Origin of the sequence: Halomicrobium katesii DSM 19301 (assembly GCF_000379085.1) — an archaeon.
Classification (GTDB): domain Archaea; phylum Halobacteriota; class Halobacteria; order Halobacteriales; family Haloarculaceae; genus Halomicrobium; species Halomicrobium katesii.
Genome location: NZ_KB905378.1, coordinates 1,206,987 through 1,226,663 on the forward strand (window position 1 = coordinate 1,206,987; position 19,677 = coordinate 1,226,663).

Here is a 19,677-nt window from a genome sequence, read left to right on the forward strand (position 1 = left end):
GCCCGCAGAGGGGCGGAGGCGCATTCTGACCTCCGCGAACATGACTGACGAATATCTTACAACGATCCTCGAGGAAGCCGAGCACGTCGCCGAGCAGCACGACCAGGTCGCCCGAACGACGGACAACCAAGCCCACGAGTACCTTCGTTACGCCGCCCTCCGGATACTCGAAGGGCAGACAGACCACCTCCCGACGGGCTGGATGCCGATCGACGGCGTCACGGTGGGCTACGGCAGCGACGACGCGATGTTCGACAGCTGGAGCGCCAGCGAAGACTGGTGGGAAACTGTCCCGCCCCAGGAGGCGTGTACGCGCTTTCGGGTGTTCTTCCCGGACGACCACGAGACAGTTCCACGCGATATCGTCGACGTGATGGCCGCGCTGGGTGCCTGGCGCGTCTGGACTGGGAGCGCAGCGGCGTGCGGTTCCTACGACCATCGCGAGCGCCGTGAGGTACACTACCTGTGGCCGGAGGGCCATCCGGTGGAAGAAGTACTCTATGAGCGCCTCAGTGGCCCTGCGGAAGCCGTCGCTCCCGACGGTGGCCGAACGGGCGACGTTCGCGACCGACTGGTCGTCGACGAGGACGCACAGTCGCAGGACGAACTTGAGCCCCGCACGAAGCGCGCCGTCAACGAATCGATGGACGTCTCGCTCCTCTCGAAAGGCGGTCGCTACGAGGTCCAGTCCGCGTCCGGAAATCGGTACGAGGTCGACGTTATCGACGAATCGTGTACCTGTCCCGACTGGCAGCAGCGTTCACCAGAAGGTGGCTGCAAGCATCTGCGTCGCGTCGATCACGAGATCAAACGGGGCCGTGTCCCCCGACCAGACGGCCGGCTTCCCACTGCGTAGGGGCGGAGGAGGACTATTCTCTCGGTCGAACAGTCCCGTCATCTCGACTGACCCGGTCGAACGTCGCGAGATACGCGATCCGGTCCCGAACCTCGTCGGTGTCTAGCTCCAATTCGGCAGCTAACTCGTCGACGGTCATCGGTTCGTCGAGTACCTGGAGGACTTCGAGCCCACGGTAGTATTGCTCCGACAGTTCTTGAACTCGCTCCTCGATGGGCGTGGTCACCCCGTACCGCTCCTCGAGCTCGACCAGGGCCTCGTTCGCGAACGTTGCGAACTGATCGTCGCCGAGCCGATCGATCTGGGCTTCGAGTTCCGCCTCGACGACGTCGTAATCGAGGCCGGCCTGCACGAGCATATTCATGTCCTCGATATCGTCGTCGCGGCCGGCGATCGCCTTGAACAGGAAGATATCCTCGTTGCTGACCAGCCGGACCGTCAGTCGATCCGTGTCGAGGAACGGCTCGCGGCGCTCTGCCATCCCGTCGGTTAGTACGAGCTTGTTCGCGACCTGCTGGTTGAAGATGTCGAGGCGACACCCATCGTCGTTCTCGACGCAGCTCGTCGCCCCCAGCGCCCGATAATCTGGACCCAACGACTGGACCTCCGCATACCCGAGGTCCATCAGGACGGCCCACAGCTGGCCGTACGCGTCGCCATCCGGGACGACCAAGTCGATATCTTTCGTCGCCCCCTTGAGGTCGCGTAGCGACATCGCGCCACCACCGATCAGGTAGACCGTAAGCGGTTCAGATAGTCCCTCCCCGATTCGCCGGAATTCGTTCTCGATGTACTCACGTCCGAATGTTGGTCTCATTGTGGTAGTGGCACCTCGTAGTCAGCCGCCAGCTCCTGGAACTCGTCCCACTCCGGGAGCCGAGCGTCGTCGACCTCGCCGTGCGTCTCGAGGTAGCGGAGCAAGGCGTCGATCTCGTCTTCGAGTCCATACTTCGCCGCCTGCGCTCGGAGGTCCTCTTCGTCGACGTCGACGTGGCTGAGCAGGAGAAGACTGTACGAACGGTGGCGGCTGCCGTCGTCGATCAACAGTGTGTGACAGCAGAGCTCCGCCGGCGAGACCTCGTCAAGAGTCTCGGAGTAGCGGTAGTAGCGATGGTCAGTGAGCAGGAACTGGAGATCGAAAGCCGCGAATCGAGCGAGCCCGGTTTCTTGGAACCCGTCTGCGTCGATTTCAGTCTCGGCTTGGGCGAGGAATTCGTCGTAGTTTTCCCAGAGAATCGTGCCCTTCGAGGCGACGGCTTCGAGGCGGTGGCGATGGAGATGGTGTGCGAGTTCCTGGGCGAACTCGTGGAGGCGGTCGAAATCGGCGTTGAAGTCATAGCGGCCGTCGTCCGTCCCAACGAGACCACGGTCGCGGAATCGCTTGAGGACGCGGTTGACCGTGTTGCGGTAGTTGTCGCTCCGGTCGGCGGTCTCGGCGACAGTTCGTGGCTGCTCGAGGTAGTACAGCACCTCGAGTGCCTTCCCGGTCAGCAGCTTGGGGAACTCGATGTGGGAGTGCTGGCGGACGAGGTCTCGATAGAGTTCGACGGCGCGAGCATCCGACGGAACGACTCGTTTTCGCCGGCCGTCGCGTTCCGTGTACACGAGTCCCTTCTCGACGAGGTCACTGACGGCACGGGAGAGGTAGCTCTCGCTGTGGTCGAGCTTCGTTGCGAGCTCGGAGATCGTGTCGCCGCGGTCGACCGTGGCGAGGACTTCGAGTTCGATACGCCGGAGCACGGTGTAACATAGTACAAAACTTGTATATAAAGAAGTTTCGAGTAGTGTTACAGGCAGAGAGGAACAAGAGCTTGCCCCATCGTCTTAACAACAAAACTATGGGTAGAGAGTCCGTGTTGGTTAACACGGAGAGAGTCGATATCCTACGAACCACCGTCCCCACCGGCGAACCTCCAGAAGGAGATCGTCGACGCCCTCAACGAAGCCACACCGGAGCATCTTCGGGACGCTGCCAGCTACGCCGAGGCGTTGGCTGAACACAAGGAGCGTAAAGCTCGTCTCGAGGAGGAAGCGGACGACGCCGACGTCGAGGAGCGCCCCGATGACCTCCCAGACGACGTGCCGGCGAAGGCGACGATCACGATCAAGGAGATCAACGACAACCGCTACTACTACTGGCAGTGGCGGGAAGGAGATTCGGTGAAGTCGAAGTACAAAGGGCCGGTGAATTCCGACGAGTAGACGAGATTGAACTGGAGCCAGATGTTCGTTTCAACGTGATTCGTAGCGTAGCAGATGACACCCCCCCCAGAGTGTGAATGGGATCGGTTTACCCGACACCCCTCGGTGTGAATGGTCCACCACCCAGGGTACCGCGATTAAGAAGCCCTTGACAGCAGAAGTCCTCACGCCGTAGGGAGGGTTCTTGCCTCAGTGGCGAACCTTCGGCACAAGGCCTTGCCTTTTAGAATACGTCTGCTCGAAGAGGTGTTTAGACCGTAGTATAATAAAGATAACTACAGCTGCGGTGCGGTGCAGTAGCGGATCGGGTCAGCTACCGTGGCAGAACGTGTAAGCCGCTCTTCGTGCCGTATTAGGTTCTTCAGACGAACCAGCCTGCTGCTCTATCTCTACAACCGTCGTATCTTATCGGGGACCATTCACACCGAGGGGTGGGGTGTCACCATCCCATCAACGTCTGGAGTTCTGCTCTATTGAAAATGCGGTACGGGAAGCGAATCATAGTGTCTTGGCGAGTTTCTTGATGTTGTTGAGCGCGAACAGAAGGACGATCTCACGAAACTGTCGGTACCAGAACCGCGAACGCAGGGCGGAGTCCTGCGTTCGCTTGACTGTCGAGTAGGATGTTTCTGCCATCCACCGTTGCATGTAGCCCTTCGCTCGGATGAGGGCGTTATTCGCAGTTGCGTTCAGCGACGAGCTACGGTAGTGAACGAGATATTCGATGTCTAGTGCAGCGATCTCGTACTCGGTGTGCCAGTCCTGGAAGCCGTTGTCGGCGGCCACGGCCCGCAGGTCGTCCGCGTTCCGCCGGACGACCCGCGGGCCAGCCTTCGTATCGTGTTCCCGCTCGATACAGCAATGCACGTCCAGCACCGCTAAGGACTCTGTATCGGTCAGCGTCGTCGCTTTGATCGTCTTGACGCTTCGGCCACACCGCTGGAGGTAGTGCTGTGAGGCCTGCTTGCGTTCGAAAAACGTGTATCGAGTGCGACGTGACCAGGGTGCGGGTGTTGCTGCGCAGAGATGCGCAGCAACGCCCGCCAGAGATACATCGCGTAGCGGTCGAAGGAGTGGTAGAATGTGGTCGGATCAGGTGGCGCGTCCGGGTGAACGCCGAGACGGTCGCAGATCGCTGGCATGAGACTCAGCCGATCAACGAGTTCGGCGTAGCTGTGCCCCTCTTCCTTACGAATACAGTGAGCGACGATGTGAGCCTCGCGGGCAAGCCCGCCGGAGTCGGGCTTGCCCGCTCTGTTCCCCAACGCTTGTTTAGCTACACGTAGGAGGGTGTCATAGAACGGTTCTCATGGTTTCGTTGACTTCCTCAAAACGCTGTACACTTGGTGCACGCCATTTTTAGTGGGTTATAGATATGGGCAAAGAGAAATTCGGCGTTGCTGTTGACGAAGAGATCGTACAAGAAGTGGACGAATTAGTTGCTGAGTGTGACGATCTCGGAGCCAGCCGCTCCGAGATCGTCGAGGCCATCCTCACAGCGTTCGTTCAATCCGAGTCAAATCACGCTGAACGAGTGAGAGAAATCATAATTCGGAAACGAAAAGGGATACTCTAAACATTTCAATGCACCGTGCACCAAGTGCACGGCTTTCTAAGCTAGTAACGCTCTATAATAATCACAATCTCGACCATAGTGTGTGAAGACTTCTATGACACCCTCACACGTAGTGCTGTCTCAACGAGGTCGAGCAATGCGACGCCTATAATCGCTTTCTCGACCTCATTTTCCCAAACCAATTACGGAGTAATCCTGTCGCTGTCTTCCATTTTCAGTCGATCACATCAAGAACTCTCTAATCGCTCCATTAGAGCGTGAATCTGCGTTTTCGATGCGTAGTTAGTTCTCAAAATGACACAGACGGAGAGTCTCGGTAATTCGGAGTCGCTGTCAGCGGCAAATCGCCGCCGACGCGACGGTGTTGCCACTCACGACCACTGTCCTGATCGGCGGACAGCTACCGGAAGAACCGGTCGTCGAGTGGTTGGTTTGCTGGAACTGTCCTGCGCACACCGAGCGCTGTCCAGGCTGCTCGCAGCACCATCTCACAGAATTCCGTGAATGACCACTGCCAGAGGCGGCGCCCCCCGCGGCGGCGCCGCCACGTACCTCCAGTGGAGATACCGCCAGCTGTTCTGGAGCAGCAGGCTCACCACAAACATCACCAGTCGCAGACCAGCATCCTCAGAACTGGTGAACGCGAGGCTCTGCTTGGCTAATCGGTAGCTCGATTCGATGCCGAAGCGCTTGCTGTAGTGCTCTCGTGCATCTCGTGGTGTGTCGATAAACGGCGCGTCAGCGGCGTAGCCGTGACGCGCCACCCCGTGTTCGTCGTATCGTCCTTGCTGGTAGACGCAGTCGATGAACACAGGGAACGTCACCTTGCCGGCGAGATCGTGTTCGATCTCGCGGCTCCAGCCGCTGCTAAGTTCGTTCTGAATCGTCTCACCCCACTTGACAATCGGCATGGCGAAAGCGTAGTTGTGCGCGTACAGCAGGCTGAGACAGGTGCTATTGTAGAATCCGCGATCCAGGTAGACGGCCTTGACGCCGAGGTCAAGGCCGTCGAGGAGTTCGAGAAACTCGGCGAGGACATCGCTGGTGGTGTCGCCAGCGACCAGCTGGCGAACCGCCAGCGTGTACCGTTTGTTGCGTACCCGCGCATAGAGCGTTGCATAGGCGTGAAACGTCGTTGTTCCGCGTTTCGCTTGAGACGAGTACAAACGCCTCTGTCTCATCTTCGTCGCCGTAGTAGGGATCGAGGTGGAGGTCGGCGACGACCTCCACCGATCGATCCGGCAGTGTTTCAAGAGCATCCCGTTGCAGGAGCGTGTCTCCGACCGCCTCAACAGAGTCAAGGTCGAACTGATCGGTGAGATATCCACGGACGGTATTGGCGTGCGGCGAGTCATCAGTCGTTTCGCAGACGTGGTTGATCGAGGTCCCGCCGGCGCTGGCGCCGGCGAGGACCTCGTACAACGTCTCCGTCGTGACCTCAACGTCTTCGCCGAGATCTAACGCAAGCTCCTCGTCGAGGCTGTTGACGACAAAATTAAGCAGGTGCTCTTCCTCTATCTCGCTGTCTGCTTGGGTAGGCTTCACACCGCATCCAAGCAGACACTTCCTCTAACCCGATGTGATCGACTGATCCTACTCGACAGTCAAGCGAACGCAGGACTCCGCCCTGCGTTCGCGGTTCTGGTACCGACAGTTTCGTGAGATCGTCCTTCTGTTCGCGCTCAACAACATCAAGAAACTCGCCAAGACACTATGATTCGCTTCCCGTACCGCATTTTCAATAGAGCAGAATGTACGGGTCTCTGTACTGGCTGTGCTGGCGCAGTTACCGCCTGTGCACTCTGTGCCCCAGCGTGTGCAAATCCCGTCGGCCCACTCACCTGCCCAATTTGCTTGTTCCCCGTCTGCCACGGCGTCTTGGTCGCTGCGTGTGCCGCCTGTGCTGTCTGTCTCGACAACCACCACTTCTAGAAGATCGCGAAACCACAGCGCCGAGAGGTACAAACCGGTTCGACATCTGTTTTTTATTGGGCGAGTAGATAGGTCCGACAGAACGGTATACGCACTCACCCGCCGCTGTCGTAGTTCACTGACGGTTCTTTTCGGTGAGAAGTTGCTTTTTATATTCTCATTCCCCCGGGCCAGCACCCAGTGCCACGCTCTTCATCGTTGAAATCGTGCACCCTGGCTCTGTGGCCGAGGGAAAGCAGCAATCCGTACCGCTACTCGCCACTGACAGTCTACGAGATGCTCGAGGCCTTCACCAGAGACGCACAGTCGTCAAGCCGAGTGCTCTTTCCGTCAGTCCTCACCTGACTGCTCGTCGAGCCAGCCCACCAGCGCGTCCGAGACGGCGGCACTCTCCTCGATGAAGGCCCAGTGGCCGCCCTCGACGGCGCGGTACTCCCCTCGCGGGAGGTCCGCGGCCAGGGACTCGCCGGCCGACGCCGGAACGATCTCGTCGTCGACGCCGTGCAGCACCAGCGTCGGCAGCGTGATCTCGTACAGCGATGGGGCCTCGAACGCCCGCATCGCGGCGGCCTGTGCGTCCCACGCCGCCGGCTCGGCGTCGTCGGTCTGTCGCCACTCGACCAGCTCCTCGCGGATGGTGGGGTGGTCGGTCAGATCCGATGCGAACGCGGTCTGCAGCGACGTTTCGAGCGCCGCGCGGTCGTCCAGCGGGGCACGGAGGTCGTCCAGCTTGTCGGTCACCGCGTCGCCGCTGGCGGCGGTCCCGAAGAGCGTCAGCGACGCCCCGCGGTCGTACTCGTGGGCGTAGGCCAGGGCGACCATCCCGCCCAGTCCCGCGCCGACGAGGTGGACCCGCGCGACGCCGGCATCGGCAAACACCGCCTCCAGATCGGCCGCGAGTCGGTCGACACTGTAGGGCCCCGGCGGCGCGTCCGAGCGCCCGGTCCCGCGGAGGTCCCACACGAGGCTCTCGTATGGGCCGGCGACGACGCCGTGTTGCCAGCTCCAGAGCCACGCGCCGGCCCCCACGTCGTTGACGAACGCCACTGTCTCGCCGTCACCCTCGCGCTCGTAGTGTACTGCGACGCCGTCGGCTGTCGCGGTCGGCATAGTCGAGCCGTGGCCCGCGAGCACGTTGTGCGTATCGGTTCACCGAACGGGCTCCTCGGGAGCCGGCGGGACGACGCCCTCGGCGGCGGCGCTGCGGTAGTAGTACCCCCACAGCGCGCCCAGCGAGTAGGTCCCCCAGGCCCGGACGACGACGGGGCCGACGAGCGTAATCACCGACAGCACCGCCGCGACGGCGACCGCGACGATCCCGGCGAGCCAGGCGAGCCACGCTCTGACGTACGTCCCCGAGGTCGCGAACCGACCGGTCGACGCCCGCGAGAACGCCGTTCGAAGCTCGCCGGTCGCGGCGTAGACCGTCAGCGACGCCGGGAACGGGTAGAGTCCCAGCACGCCGGTCGTCACGCCCAGTGCGATCCCGAGCGGTTCGTCGACGGTCCAGACCGCCGCTGTGGCCCCCCCACCGACTGCCAGGATCGACCCGTAGAGCCCCGCCACGAGCAGGCACTGGAGCCCGCCGACCAGCGACTCGCCGTAGTCGTCGAACGCCGGCCGCTCGCGCTGGCCCCGCGCGACCGCGCCACAGAGACGGAAGCCGTACCCGACGGTGACGAGCGAGAAGACGGGCAACACGAGCGCGAGCAGCTCCACGACCCCGCCGACGACCAGCGGCCGGTAGTCCTCCTCGACCGGATAGGTCGCTGCCACGCCGAACGACCAGCGACCGGCGAAGGGCGACGGCCCCGACGGGTCCGTCGACGGCGGGGCGTCTTCGTCGGCCCCGTCCCCGTTCTCACCGCTCGCGAGCGTGTCGTCGATCTCCGCCAGCGGCTTCGACTCCTCACCTCCGGCCCCGTTCGTGGCGTCGCCCCCATCGGAGTCGGCGTCGTCCCCCTCTTCCCAGGGGATCTCCGGCTCGGGCGGTTCAGGGAACGAATCGCCCGGCGGGTCGATCCGGTGCCTGACCGCCTGCTCGCAGGACGGACACGTCTGTGTCTCGAAATCCGTCTTCGTCCCGCAGGCCAGACAGTATGGCATCACTCGCCCATTCCGCGTCGAAATAAAAGTAGCTTGGTACTCCGGGAGCGGTTACGCGTTCGCGACCTGCCGGAGGATCTCCGGGGCCGCTTCGAGCGCGTCGTCGAGCCTGTCGGCGTCGGGACCGCCACCCTGTGCGAAGTCCGGCGGACCGCCGCCGCCGCCGCCGACGCGGCCGGCGAGTTCGCCGACGACCTCGCCGGCGTTGACCGCGACGCCGTCGGGGACGGCGACGACGAACTGCGCACCGCTGGCACCGGAGCCCAGCACGGCGATCGAGCCCTGTTCGACGACGGCGTTGGCCTGGGCCCGGAGTTCGTCCATGTCGGCGTCGATGCGCTGGACGACGGCGGTCGTGTCTGCGACCTCGATCTCTTCGCTGTCCCCGCCGCCGCTGGCGCGGGCCTCGGCGAGCTGTTCCTTGAGGTCCTCGATCTCCTTGCCGCGGGCCTTCCACTCGTCGAAGAAGCGTGCGGCGGTCTCGGGCACGTCCTCGTTGGCCACGTCGAACAGTTCGGCCGTCTCGTAGAGCGCGTCCTCGATCTCGTGTGTGGCGTCGATGGCCGCGTCACCGGCGGCGAAGGTGAGCCGGATGACGCCGTCCTGGATCCGCTCGGTGTTCAACAGCTTGATCGCCCCGATGTCGCCGGTCCGGCCGACGTGGGTGCCACCGCAGGCCTGCACGTCGTCGGCGACGTGAATCAGGCGGATCTGCTCGCCGGTCGGGATCCCGCCCTGGTAGAGGTCGAATCCGTGTGCCTTCTCGGCCTCGTGGCGATCTGGCCACTCCTGGGTGACGGCGGCGTTGTCCCTCACGATCTCGTTGGCGCGGTGCTCGATCTCCTTGACCTGTTCGCGACTGATCGACTCGTAGTGGCGGATGTCGATCCGCGAGGAGTCGGTCCCCTTCTGTGCGCCGGCCTGACGGACGTGCTCGCCCAGTACCTGCCGGGCGCTGTGGATGACGACGTGTGTCGCGGTGTGGTGGCGCATCAGCCGACGGCGACGGGTGGCGTCGACCTGCCCGCGGACGAACTCTCCGGTGCCCGGATCGGCGTCACAGGTGTGGACGATGACGCCGCCGTGGACCTGTACGTCGGTCACCTCGCCGGTGACGTCGTCGGTCGAGATGGTCCCGTGGTCCGGGGGCTGGCCCCCGCCTTCGGGGTAGAACATCGTCTGGTCGAGCACCACGTCGTAGTCGCCGTCCTCGCGGTCGAACACTTCGAGGACGACCGCCTCGAACTCCATGCGCTGTTGGTCCTCGTAGTAGAGCCGGTCGGTCTCTGGGAGTTCGTCGAGCCGTTTCTCGTGTGGGACCGTCGCCTCAACTTCTACGGCCTGGCCGCCGCCGTGGCGGTCAGCGACGAGTCCGTAGAAGTTGTCGGGCACGTCCACGTCGACGCCGCGCTCGGCGGCGATCTCCGCGACCATGTCCGGCTGGATGCCGTGGGAGTCGTACAGCTCGATCAGCTCGGTCACCGGGATCGGTTCGCCTCGCTCGGCGTAGTCGTCGGCCAGCTGGCGGACCTTCCGTCCGCCACGGTCCAGCGTCTCGCGGTACTTCTCGACCTCGGTCCGGACGATGTCGCGGACGGTGTCGCGGTTGTCGTAGCCCAGCCGGTCGGCCTGCATGTCGACGAGTTCGTCCAGGGGCGCGTCGACGCCGACCGTGTCGACGAGGCGCTTGGTGCGACGCAGCACCATCCGCGCGAGATAGCCCGTGCCGACGTTCGAGGGGACGATGCCGTCGCCGAGCATGTACGCGAGCGTCCGGGAGTGGTCGGCGATGGCGTAGATGTCTTCGAGGGGCTCCATCAGCTCGACGAGCCGCGCCGTCTCGACGCCCAGCTGCTCGGCCATGGTGTCGCGGGCCGCCTCGACGTCCTCGGCCTCGTCGATGTCCATGTGGCCGGCCAGCTTGGCCGCCCGAAAGACGATCTCGTCTTCCTCGTCGGTGTAGTCGAGCCCGGCGTTGTCCCGCAGGAACTCGATCATCTCGGGGTAGATCGCCTCGTAGACCGTCGGGGTCCCCTGGCTCATCCAGGTCCAGCGTTCGATCCCGTACCCCGTGTCGACGACCCGGCGGTCCATCTCCGAGTAGCTGTTGCCGTCTTTCATCTCGTAGTCGCCGTCGGGGTCCTGCTCGAACTGCATGAACACGAGCGTCGCGAGCTCCAGGCCCTGGTAGATCACCTCGAAGCACGGCCCGGCGTTGCCGCCGCCCACCCACACGTCCTCGATGAGGGTCAGCTCGCTGCTGTCGACGCCGAGCTCCTCGAACAGCTCGACGCAGTACCGGACGGTCTCTTCCTTCCAGTACACCTCGCCCTCGTAGGCGTAGCCCGCCCCCTCGTCGGCGTTGAACGCGTGGTGGCCGCCCATCTCGAAGGCCATCGTGTGACGCCCGGTCTTGCCGACGTTGTCGATGTCCTGCATCCGGATGCAGGGCTGGGAGACCACGAGCGGGTTCGACGGCGGCGGCGACTGGCCCGTCGTGACGTGGGGCTGGAAGTCGTAGATCGACGCCTGCGTCAACAGTACGTCGTCGCGCCAGCGGTTGGCGGCGACGGGATAGGGGTCGACCCGCCCGTGGTCGCGCTCTTCGAAGAAGGAGAGAAACGTCTCGCGCATCTCTTCGAGCGAGAGCGTCTCTTCGAAGCCGGGATCGTCGATGAAGCCGTACTCGGCACAGGGCGGCTCACCGCAGGTCTCGCGGGAGGCGTCGCGCGTCCAGAAGTGATCGCCACACGTCTCACACGTCAGCCGCTCGAACCCCTCCTCCTCGAAGTAGTCGAGTCGATATTCGTCGGCGAGGTCGCTCATTGGGATACTGTTGGCCCAGCAGCGGGTAAAACAGTTCCGAAGGCTCAATCCGTGACAGCCGGCGTGACGCGCCGTCTACCGCCGCCGGTCTTAAGCGTTGCCCGGTCGTGTCAGACGCGCCACGACCACCACACGAGTTTTATTTCCCCCTTCGATTCTCCGGCCGCATGTCAACAGAAAACGTCGACGCGCAGCGAACCGCGATCGGGACCGCCGACTGGAAGGCCGGCGTCCTCGGTGGCATCGCTGGCGCGCTCGCGATGGGTGTACTGGTGCTGGTGATGAACGACGCGACGCTCGCCGTCGCGATTCCGTCGCTGTACGGCCTCGCGCCGCCGCCCAACCCCGGCCTCGGGATGGCCGTCCACGTCTCTCACGGGGCCGTGCTGGGCGTCGGCTTCGCCGCGCTCGCACAGGCGCTCGACGTGCGAGAGACGAACCGTCTCGCTGGACTCGGCCTCGGCTGGGGCGTGCTCACATGGATCGGGCTGGCCGCGCTGGTGATGCCGGTCTGGCTGAGCGTCGTCGGGTCGCCGGCCTCGCCGCCGTTCCCGAACTTCGCGCCGCCGTCGCTGCTGTGGCACGCCGTCTACGGGCTGGTGCTTGGCGTCGTCGCGGCCGCGCTGCGAACCCGGCTCTGATCATACGGAAAGTTGTAGGTCTTTACCAGATCGACCGCACGCCGTCGTGCGGTCGACTGGGTAAACGCCTACAACCGTCCGTATCAGTCGTCCAGGCTCAGCGAGGCCAGCATCGCTTCGAGCTGGATCCGCTCGTTGGCCCCCTCGGTGATCCGGTAGTCCGTCTCGCCGACCCGGTCGAGGATGCGCACGGCCTGCTCGTCCGGCACGTCGAACTCCCAGATCGAGCGGTGGAGCTGGTCGATGATGTCGCCACCGGCGATCCCCTCGTCGGTGATGAGGTCGTCGAGCTGGGAGCGTGCGGCCGTGAAATCGCCGTCGATGGCGTCCTGCACCATCCCCTGGATGACCTCCGGCCGGGCCGTCGAGGTGATCGCGAAGACCGCTTCCTCGTCGACAACGTCGCCGGAGACCGACGCCGCCTGCAGGCCGTTGATCGCCTTGCGCATGTCGCCCCCGGCGGCGTAGACCAGGGCGTCGACGCCGTCGTCGGTGAGTTCGATCCCCTCCTCGTCGGCGATGTGGCGGATCTCCGCCTCGACGGCGGCCTCGCCCAGCGGCGAGAAGCGGAAGACGGCACACCGCGACTGGATCGGGTCGATAATCTGGCTGGAGTAATTGCAGGACATGACGAAGCGGACGTTGTTCGAGAACTGCTCCATCGTCCGGCGGAGTGCTGACTGGGCGTCGCTGGTAAGCGCGTCGGCCTCATCAAGGAATATTATTCTGTAGTCGACACCGCCGAAAGAAGTCCGTGCGAAGCTCTTGATCCGGTCTCGGACCACGTCGATGCCGCGCTCGTCGGAGGCGTTCAGTTCGAGGAAGTGCTCCTGCCAGTCGTCGCCGTACAGTTCCCGGGCGATGGCAGTCGCCGAGGTCGTGTTGTGCATCACAGTTGGAACCTGCCCAGCAACGTAGTTTCGATGGTCCGGAACCGTCAAATCGTACACATCGAGATTGTCCGATATCGGCTCTACAGTAGTCACTTCGTCGAAGTAGAGGTCAGCCTCGACCAGCGAGTCGAGTGTCGACAGACGTTCGAGTGTCGACATCGAGAGCATCTCGTCGGTGATCGTCTTGACGCGATCAGCAACCGTCGCAAACCGGGGCATCGAACTGACTTCCCAGTCGTCGTTCGTCAGTAGATTGGCGACATCAGTACCCAGCATCGACGTATTCTCCGCAACCCGATTGTACGATATATCGAGGCGTTCGATAGCGCTGTGCAATCTCTCCTGAACCAGACGGACATCCGGGAAGTCAACTCCCGATGCCTGTTCGAGGAGCCCCATCGTTCGGGTTGCATACGGGGTTCGTTCACCCACGGCATACTCTTCGATCCGACCTTTATTGATGCCAGTCACACCAGCAGCCGCTTCGAGGGTCTTGCCGTCTGCGAGCGCTGTTCTCTGTTCGCTCCACTGGATTGGTAACTGTGAGAGCGAACGGATTTTCGGCTCGATCTGGGTCAGTTCAGTGCGGACTGTCTGTGCCGTCTCCAGTTTCGAGGACGCTGCTTCGACTACTGACTCCACCGCGTCTGTGTAGGCGAGGCGCCCGGGGGACGTGGAATCGAGCGACGCAGGAACGGCCGAGGATTTGGTCAGTGCGAGACGCTCACAGAGGTCGTCGACAGCGTTCTGCACGGGTACCGTGTCGTGGTTGGGGTTCGCGGTTTTTTCAACGTGCGTTGCCAGCGCTTCTCGCTTGTGGTCGACCGAGAATCCGATCGAGTTCTGGAAACGCTGGATTGCAGGTGCCCCCGAAATGGAGAGTGTGTGATATGTCTGCTCGTCTCCCGTCCCGTTGCTCGCAGCTTTTCGTTCCGTCTTCCGTCGACTGGGAATCCCGACACCCGCGAGGAGGTACGACAGCAGCGAAACGAGCCGTCCGTCCTTTTGAGACAGTTCGATGAAGCCGTTCTTCGAAACGTGGGCTTCCGCGTCGAAGAAGGCACGAAGGAACGCCGAACGAGAGTGTGCATCAGCACTGACAAGCAGTGAACCGACAGCACCGGGATCGCCACCCGTTGCCGCCTCGAAGGTAGTCGAACAGCAGTTGAGGAATCTCGTGAGCGAGCGAGTGTTACACTTGACGAACGGAACGTCGTGCTGGATGCCGCGATCCGGATCGAGATCGAACAGCGTTCGTGCCGACTGCTCGAACCGGTCGAGAAGGTCCTCGTCGGTATTGTAAAACTTGATTCGACCGTTTTCGATCCGCGCCTCGCTGATCGCGAGACCGAGGAAGGATGCCAGTTCGGGGGTACATTCCCAGACTGGCTCGATCGGTGGCGATCGACTACCGTTCTCCGGAGAGACGTTCTGTATCGCCTCGATCGCTGTTCGAAGGCGGTCTCCAGAGATACCACAGTCTCTGAGATACGACAACGAACAGACGGTGCCGACATCGTCAAACGACTCGTCTGAAAGATCACGCGCGACCTGTGCGACGTATTTTGTCGTCGTATCGGCAGAAGCCGCTATTTCCTCGTTCGATCGCCCGTTCCTGAGTCCACAAACGATCTCTTTTTTCGTCCCGACAAACCCTTCTTCCAGCGGAATATCGTGCTCGTGAGCGAAAGCTTCCGAAACGTGTACGTGTGTTTTTTCGCCATCAAGCTCATCGATCCAGTCGATCGCGAGATCCGATTCCGGGAACGGGACATCGAGTGGTCGAACGATTCGATCACCGGATTCGAGATCGTCCGCACAACGCCACTCCAATCCGTCGTGTGTCAGGACGAGAACCCGATGTTCAGGTGTCGCTGTGATGCTATTACCATCCCGCGTTTCGATACGTACTCCATCGGATGTTGGCTTGGAGAACACGTGTGATGGGCGTGTGTACTCGAACTCACGGTCGTCGATCAGAGAGAGAACCTGCAGTGAGGGCGGTGCCTGTTCGAATCCATCAGCGTCGCCGACGAGGCGATTGATCCTCGCGACTCCGTCGCTCGTCAGCACGGGAGTCTCGCCTGTGACACATTTTCCCGTTCCGGCCGGCCCCGCGAACAACATGTGGCTCAGGTCGTTGCGATCGACGTAGCTCTGCAGGCGCTCGACGATCGTCTCGTGGCCCACCACGTCCGAAAGCGTCTGCGGGCGGTACTTCTCGATCCAGACTTCTTCCCGGCCCGAACGCTCGACCTCGCTCATGGGAGAGGGGAGGGCGGGGCCGGCCTTAACTGGTTTGAAACTGCGAGGTCGCTGGCGACGCCGTGTTGACGCCGACGGTCAGCAGCGTGCCGTACTCGCGGTACCGCTCGACCATCGCCTCGCGCGTCTCCCAGTCCTCGGTCGGGAACTCGCTCTCGGCGGGGATCTCCGTCTCCGTGTCGGGGATCCGGTCCTGGCTCGCGACGGCGAAGCCGGCCTCGCGGAACGCCTCGCGGTACTGGGCCTCGCTCCACAGCAACATCGGCACGCCGACCAGCTCCTCCCACTCGTGGGAGTGGACGTGCTCCTCCCAGCGATTCACGGCGCAGTAGAAGGTGCCGCCGGGGCGCAGGACGCGGCGGAGTTCGGCGAGCACGGCGTGTGGGTCCTGTGCGTAGTAGAACGCCTCCATCGAGAAGCAGTGGTCGATGCTGTCGTCGTCGAAGGGCAGGTGCTCGAAGTCACCGACAGCGAAGCCGACCCGCGGGTCGTCGGTGTAGGAGCTGGCGTTGTGGGCCATCTCCGGGGCGGCGTCGACGCCGTAGACGCGGCCCGCGCCCTTCGTCTCGCGCAGGGCGCGGCCGGCGTAGCCGCTGCCACAGCCCAGATCGAGGACGGTGTCGCCCTCGTCTCGCGGGTCGCTTCGCTCCTCGCTCGACTGTTCCGAGGCGCTGCGCGCCTCGCTCTCGACGGGCATTCGAGCCAGCGCGTGCTTGGCCGTGTGCCAGTGGCGTCGTTCCATGCCCTGATCCTTGCCCGAGCGGGCCCACTCGTCGAAGGCGTCGCTGACGCTCATAGGCGATCGAACGCGGGGACGGGACAAAACCGGTTCGGAAGATCGTGACCGAAACACTCATTTTCCGTTCTTCTGTAGGCAAAATTATGGCTGTCGAGCCCCCCGCTCTGACCCTCCTCCCGACCGACCCGCCACTGGCGCTCGTGGCCGTGCTCGGACTCGCCCCGCCCCTCTGTCTGGTGGCGTTGCTCGGCTACTGGCTCTATCGCGACGCCGAGGCCCACGGCACCCGCGCTCCGATTCTGCTGGTGCCCCTGGCCCTGTTCGCGCCGTTCGGACCGCTGCTCTATCTGTCCGCTCGGCGCGACTGGGAGCGAACTCGCACGAAGACCGAGCGAGATCGCCGCGTCGAGACGGTGCTCGTCGCCCTCTGTACGGCGTTCGTCCTCGGCGTGATACTGACGCCGCCGGACCCGGTCACACAGGCCATCGCACTGCCGGTGCTCACGCTCGTGGCGCTCCCGGTCGCCTACTTCTTCGTCTACCGCGACGGCTGGGCGCGCGTTCGGAGCGCGCTGTAGCCGGTGAGAAACGCCGGGGTTTTTCCTGGCTCAGGCAGGAGAGCACGTATGGCACGGCCCCCGCGATATCGGATCGCCGACACCGCCCAGCAACTGGTCGGCGGGTTCCTGCTGGCCGGTCCCTTCGTCGTCACCGAGGAGGTGTGGGTGCTGGCGGCCAACATGACCGGCTATCACGCCCTCCTCGTCGTCGCCATCGTCTTCGCGATCGGCTACGGCGCGCTGTACAAGGCCGACGACGACCGCGATCCCGACACCGAGGCGGAGGTCGCCGGAATCCCGATTCGGTTCGTCTCGCTGATGGGCGTGTCCTTTGGCTCCGTAGCGATTCTGGCAGTCGCATTCACTGCACCCCAGACGTTCCTCGTCGAGGCGGAGATCCTGGCGGAGCCGACCCAACGGACGGTGTTCTTGACCACGCTGAAGGCCGTCTCGGTGGGCGCGATCTTCAGCGTCGTCGGGGCCGCGACCGCCGACAGCGTGTTTTGAGCCCGCCTGACCTCTTGGCCGACCGGTGTGGTCACATCTCTCGTCGGGGGAAACGACCGATACTCTAAAGCGCGCCGGGTACGCTTTGGGACCACATGGAGTATTCCCTCGCCATCGAGAACACGCCCGAGTCGATCCCGGGCGGGACGGGCGTCCTCTTGTTGCATCCGAGCACCGGCGAGACGGACCGACTGGACACGGACTTTCTCAGTACCGACACCGACCACCTGCTGGTCGTCTCGACGCGGACGACGGCCCGCGAGGTCGAACAGAAACTGGAGTACTACGAGGTCGACGAGGACCGGGCGACGATCCTCGACACGCTGTCGGTCGAACGGGGCTACACGCGCCGCAAGTCCGACAACGTCCAGTACGTCTCCGCGCCGGACGACTGGGCGGCGATCGTCTCCCAGACCGAGCAGTTCCTCGCGGACCACGAGGGCAAGCGGCGGGTGACCTTCGACTCCGTGACGGAACTGATCTACTACGCCGACGAGGACCAGGCCGTCGAGGCGCTCGGCCAGCTGCTCGACCTGCTCGCCGAGTACGACGCCGTCGGGCTGTTCCACCTCGCCCGCGGCGTCCACGACGACGAGACGGTCGACCGCTTTCGCGACATCTTCGACGGCGTCGTCGAACTCGACGAGGACGGCTCGATCACCAGCCAGTTCTGATACGAATGGTTGTAGGCGTTTACCCAGTCGACCGCACGACGGCGTGCGGTCGATCTGGTAAAGACCTACAACTTTCCGTATGAGACGGCCCGGCCGTCGCCGTCCGCGCCGAACCGCGACCGGCGCTCGCATCGAGGAACGAACCATTAAGAGGCCAGATTTCCTTATCGAGAGACGTATGCCGGAATGCCAGAACTGCGGTAACTTCGTGACGGCTGACTACGCACGGGTCTTCACGCCCAACGGGGTCGATGCACCGCGGGTCTGTCCGCAGTGCGAGGACAAGATTCGCGACGGCGCGGGCGTTCGGGAGGCCCGGTCGACACGCCGCGGATAGTTTCCTCCGCCGCGCGGTGTCACAGACGCGCGAACGCTGGGTTTCTCTCGTCGCACGTCGTGCGACAGTCGAGTGCGCGTAGCGACCGCTCATACGGAAAGTTGTAGGTCTTTACCAGATCGACCGCACGCCGTCGTGCGGTCGACTGGGTAAACGCCTACAACCGTCCGTATCAATCGGGGAGTCTCGCCGCTCTCACTCGCGGGCCCCGGCGACGGCGTCGCGCGCGATCTCGAAGGCGTCTCTCGCCCGCTCCTCGTCTCGTGCCTCGGCGGTGATCCGGACCAGCGGCTGGGTCCCGCTGGCCCGGACCAGGAACCACGCGTCTCCGAGGTCGACCCGAACGCCGTCGAGCGTCGCCACGTCGTCGTACTCGGCCGTGATCCGGTCGGCCAGGCGATCCACGACGGCGCGCTTGTCCTCGACGGCGATACTCTCGCGGCGGATCGGATAGTCGGGCACCGCGGCGACGCGTTCCCGAAGCGACTCCTCGGCGTGGAGCGCCACGAGCCGGCAGGCCGCGAGGGGGCCATCGGGACACAGCGTCTGGCCTGGCCAGATCCAGGCCCCGCTGGGCTCGCCGCCGAAGGCGACGCCCGGCCGGCTCGCTCGCTCGGCCACGTACACGTCGCCGACGGGCGTGTACGTCACCGCCACGTCGGCCTCTGCGAGGAAGTCCGCGACCGCGAGACTCGTGTCGACCGGCACCGCGACGGTGTCGCCGGGCGACGCCGCTTCGCGGGCGAAGACGGCCAGCAGTTCGTCTCCGGAGACGAAGCTTCCGTCGGCCGTCGCCGCTCGCAGGCGGTCGGCGTCGCCGTCGTGTGCCACGCCGAGCTCGGCGTCCGTGTTCGCGACCAGCGCCGACAGGGACGCGCAGTTGTCCGCGGTCGGTTCGCTGGGACGGCCCGGAAACGAGCCGTCCGGCTGGACGTTCAGCGTCTCGACCCCACAGCCCAGCTCCTGGAGCGCGTCGACGCTCACGCCGCCCGCGCCGTTACCGAGATCGACGGCCACCGGCGGTGCGTCCGCCGGAGCGAGCGAGACGGCGTCCGCGATCGTCCGCGCGTGGCGCTCGCGGCCGTTCGCCGTCGTCCGCGTGCCGAGCCCGTCCCACGCTTCCAGATCGGCGACGCCGTCGCGGACCCGCTCGGCGATCCGCTCGCGGCCGGTCTCGTCGAACGCCTGCCCGGAGGGCTGCCAGAGCTTGATCCCGTTGTCTGGCGCGGGGTTGTGCGAGGCCGTGATCACTACGCCGGCGTCGGCGTCGCGCCACCCGACCGAACGGGCGACCGTCGGCGTCGCCGCCACTCCGAGGTCGATCACGTCGGTCCCGGACTCGCGCAGTCCCGCCGCCAGCGCGTCGGTCAGTAGCTCGCCGGACTCGCGCGGGTCGCGACCGACCACCACCCGATCGGCCTCGACGCCCAGCGCCCGACCCGCGTCGAGGGCGAGCGCCGCCGTCACGTCCTCGCCGACTGGTCCCCGGATGCCGCTCGTGCCGAACATACCGACAGGTCGCGAGAGCGTGACAAAAAGTATGCGTCGTCTAGTCGCCGACGC

Annotated in this window: 16 protein-coding genes and 3 pseudogenes; 9 read left to right on the plus strand and 10 right to left on the minus strand. The window is 64.0% G+C overall.

The genetic code is table 11. The features are described from left to right. Nucleotides 1-40 precede the first annotated feature (40 nt). Nucleotides 41-856, plus strand: a complete 816-nt coding sequence (locus HALKA_RS0106430; RefSeq protein WP_018257208.1) for a hypothetical protein — start codon at nt 41-43, stop codon at nt 854-856. 13 nt (nt 857-869) lie between these two features. Here the strand turns inward: HALKA_RS0106430 and HALKA_RS0106435 are convergent, their stop codons facing one another. Further along, nucleotides 870-1,673 carry a DUF6036 family nucleotidyltransferase gene (locus tag HALKA_RS0106435; RefSeq protein ID WP_026190190.1) on the minus strand — a complete coding sequence of 268 codons (804 nt, stop codon included), beginning with the start codon at nt 1,671-1,673 and terminating at the stop codon, nt 870-872. Beyond that, nucleotides 1,670-2,596, minus strand: a complete 927-nt coding sequence (locus HALKA_RS0106440; protein ID WP_018257210.1) for a helix-turn-helix transcriptional regulator — start codon at nt 2,594-2,596, stop codon at nt 1,670-1,672. The genes HALKA_RS0106435 and HALKA_RS0106440 overlap by 4 nt, the downstream gene beginning before the upstream one ends. A 138-nt stretch (nt 2,597-2,734) precedes the next feature. Here HALKA_RS0106440 and HALKA_RS0106445 point away from each other — a divergent pair, with 138 nt between their 5' ends. Beyond that, nucleotides 2,735-3,058 (plus strand): DUF6788 family protein, encoded by a 324-nt coding sequence (locus HALKA_RS0106445; protein WP_026190191.1) that lies wholly within the window; start codon nt 2,735-2,737, stop codon nt 3,056-3,058. Between the two features lie 498 nt (nt 3,059-3,556). Here the strand turns inward: HALKA_RS0106445 and HALKA_RS19225 are convergent. Then, nucleotides 3,557-4,323 (minus strand): annotated as a pseudogene (locus HALKA_RS19225) (transposase). A gap of 110 nt (nt 4,324-4,433) precedes the next feature. Here HALKA_RS19225 and HALKA_RS0106455 point away from each other — a divergent pair. Beyond that, nucleotides 4,434-4,634 (plus strand): ribbon-helix-helix domain-containing protein, encoded by a 201-nt coding sequence (locus HALKA_RS0106455; RefSeq protein ID WP_018256768.1) that lies wholly within the window; start codon nt 4,434-4,436, stop codon nt 4,632-4,634. A 400-nt stretch (nt 4,635-5,034) separates the two neighbouring features. Here the strand turns inward: HALKA_RS0106455 and HALKA_RS19230 are convergent. Continuing rightward, nucleotides 5,035-6,179: pseudogene (locus HALKA_RS19230) on the minus strand (ISH3 family transposase). 46 nt (nt 6,180-6,225) lie between these two features. On the opposite strand from HALKA_RS19230, the pseudogene HALKA_RS21850 reads away from it, so the two are divergent. After that, nucleotides 6,226-6,351 (plus strand): annotated as a pseudogene (locus tag HALKA_RS21850) (IS5/IS1182 family transposase); the annotation flags it as partial. Between the two features lie 545 nt (nt 6,352-6,896). Here the strand turns inward: HALKA_RS21850 and HALKA_RS0106465 are convergent. From HALKA_RS0106465 to alaS, 3 genes are read right to left on the minus strand one after another with little or no spacing between them, the layout of a single operon-like run. Continuing rightward, a complete protein-coding gene (locus HALKA_RS0106465; RefSeq protein WP_018257215.1) occupies nt 6,897-7,676 on the minus strand; it encodes an alpha/beta fold hydrolase in 780 nt (259 codons plus the stop codon). Nucleotides 7,677-7,715: 39 nt separating this feature from the next. Beyond that, nucleotides 7,716-8,672 carry a DUF4013 domain-containing protein gene (locus HALKA_RS0106470; RefSeq protein ID WP_018257216.1) on the minus strand — a complete coding sequence of 319 codons (957 nt, stop codon included), beginning with the start codon at nt 8,670-8,672 and terminating at the stop codon, nt 7,716-7,718. A 51-nt stretch (nt 8,673-8,723) separates the two neighbouring features. Beyond that, nucleotides 8,724-11,498 carry an alanine--tRNA ligase gene (gene alaS / locus HALKA_RS0106475; RefSeq protein ID WP_018257217.1) on the minus strand — a complete coding sequence of 925 codons (2,775 nt, stop codon included), beginning with the start codon at nt 11,496-11,498 and terminating at the stop codon, nt 8,724-8,726. Nucleotides 11,499-11,665: 167 nt separating this feature from the next. On the opposite strand from alaS, the gene HALKA_RS0106480 reads away from it, so the two are divergent. Next, complete coding sequence (locus tag HALKA_RS0106480) at nt 11,666-12,139, plus strand: DUF6789 family protein (protein WP_018257218.1); 474 nt, start codon at nt 11,666-11,668, stop codon at nt 12,137-12,139. 83 nt (nt 12,140-12,222) lie between these two features. On the opposite strand, the gene HALKA_RS21855 is transcribed toward HALKA_RS0106480, so the two are convergent. Then, complete coding sequence (locus HALKA_RS21855) at nt 12,223-15,297, minus strand: replication factor C small subunit (protein ID WP_018257219.1); 3,075 nt, start codon at nt 15,295-15,297, stop codon at nt 12,223-12,225. 25 nt (nt 15,298-15,322) lie between these two features. Then, nucleotides 15,323-16,093, minus strand: a complete 771-nt coding sequence (locus HALKA_RS0106490; RefSeq protein WP_018257220.1) for a class I SAM-dependent methyltransferase — start codon at nt 16,091-16,093, stop codon at nt 15,323-15,325. Nucleotides 16,094-16,179: 86 nt separating this feature from the next. Here HALKA_RS0106490 and HALKA_RS0106495 point away from each other — a divergent pair, with 86 nt between their 5' ends. The 4 genes from HALKA_RS0106495 (at nt 16,180) to HALKA_RS21315 (ending at nt 18,114) form a co-directional block, all read left to right on the plus strand. After that, entirely contained in the window at nt 16,180-16,614 is a 435-nt protein-coding gene (locus HALKA_RS0106495) for a DUF7534 family protein (RefSeq protein WP_018257221.1), read from the plus strand. Between the two features lie 48 nt (nt 16,615-16,662). Further along, nucleotides 16,663-17,103: a DUF2391 family protein gene (locus tag HALKA_RS0106500; protein ID WP_018257222.1), complete on the plus strand. Its 441-nt coding sequence runs from the start codon at nt 16,663-16,665 to the stop codon at nt 17,101-17,103. A gap of 95 nt (nt 17,104-17,198) precedes the next feature. Then, on the plus strand, nt 17,199-17,777 hold the full coding sequence (locus tag HALKA_RS0106505) for a DUF7090 family protein (protein WP_018257223.1): 579 nt from the start codon (nt 17,199-17,201) through the stop codon (nt 17,775-17,777). Between the two features lie 178 nt (nt 17,778-17,955). Further along, a complete protein-coding gene (locus tag HALKA_RS21315; RefSeq protein ID WP_015762103.1) occupies nt 17,956-18,114 on the plus strand; it encodes a DUF7563 family protein in 159 nt (52 codons plus the stop codon). A 195-nt stretch (nt 18,115-18,309) separates the two neighbouring features. Here the strand turns inward: HALKA_RS21315 and glmM are convergent, their stop codons facing one another. Then, nucleotides 18,310-19,623, minus strand: coding sequence for a phosphoglucosamine mutase (gene glmM / locus HALKA_RS0106510; RefSeq protein WP_018257224.1), 1,314 nt, complete (start codon nt 19,621-19,623; stop codon nt 18,310-18,312). Nucleotides 19,624-19,677: the final 54 nt, after the last annotated feature.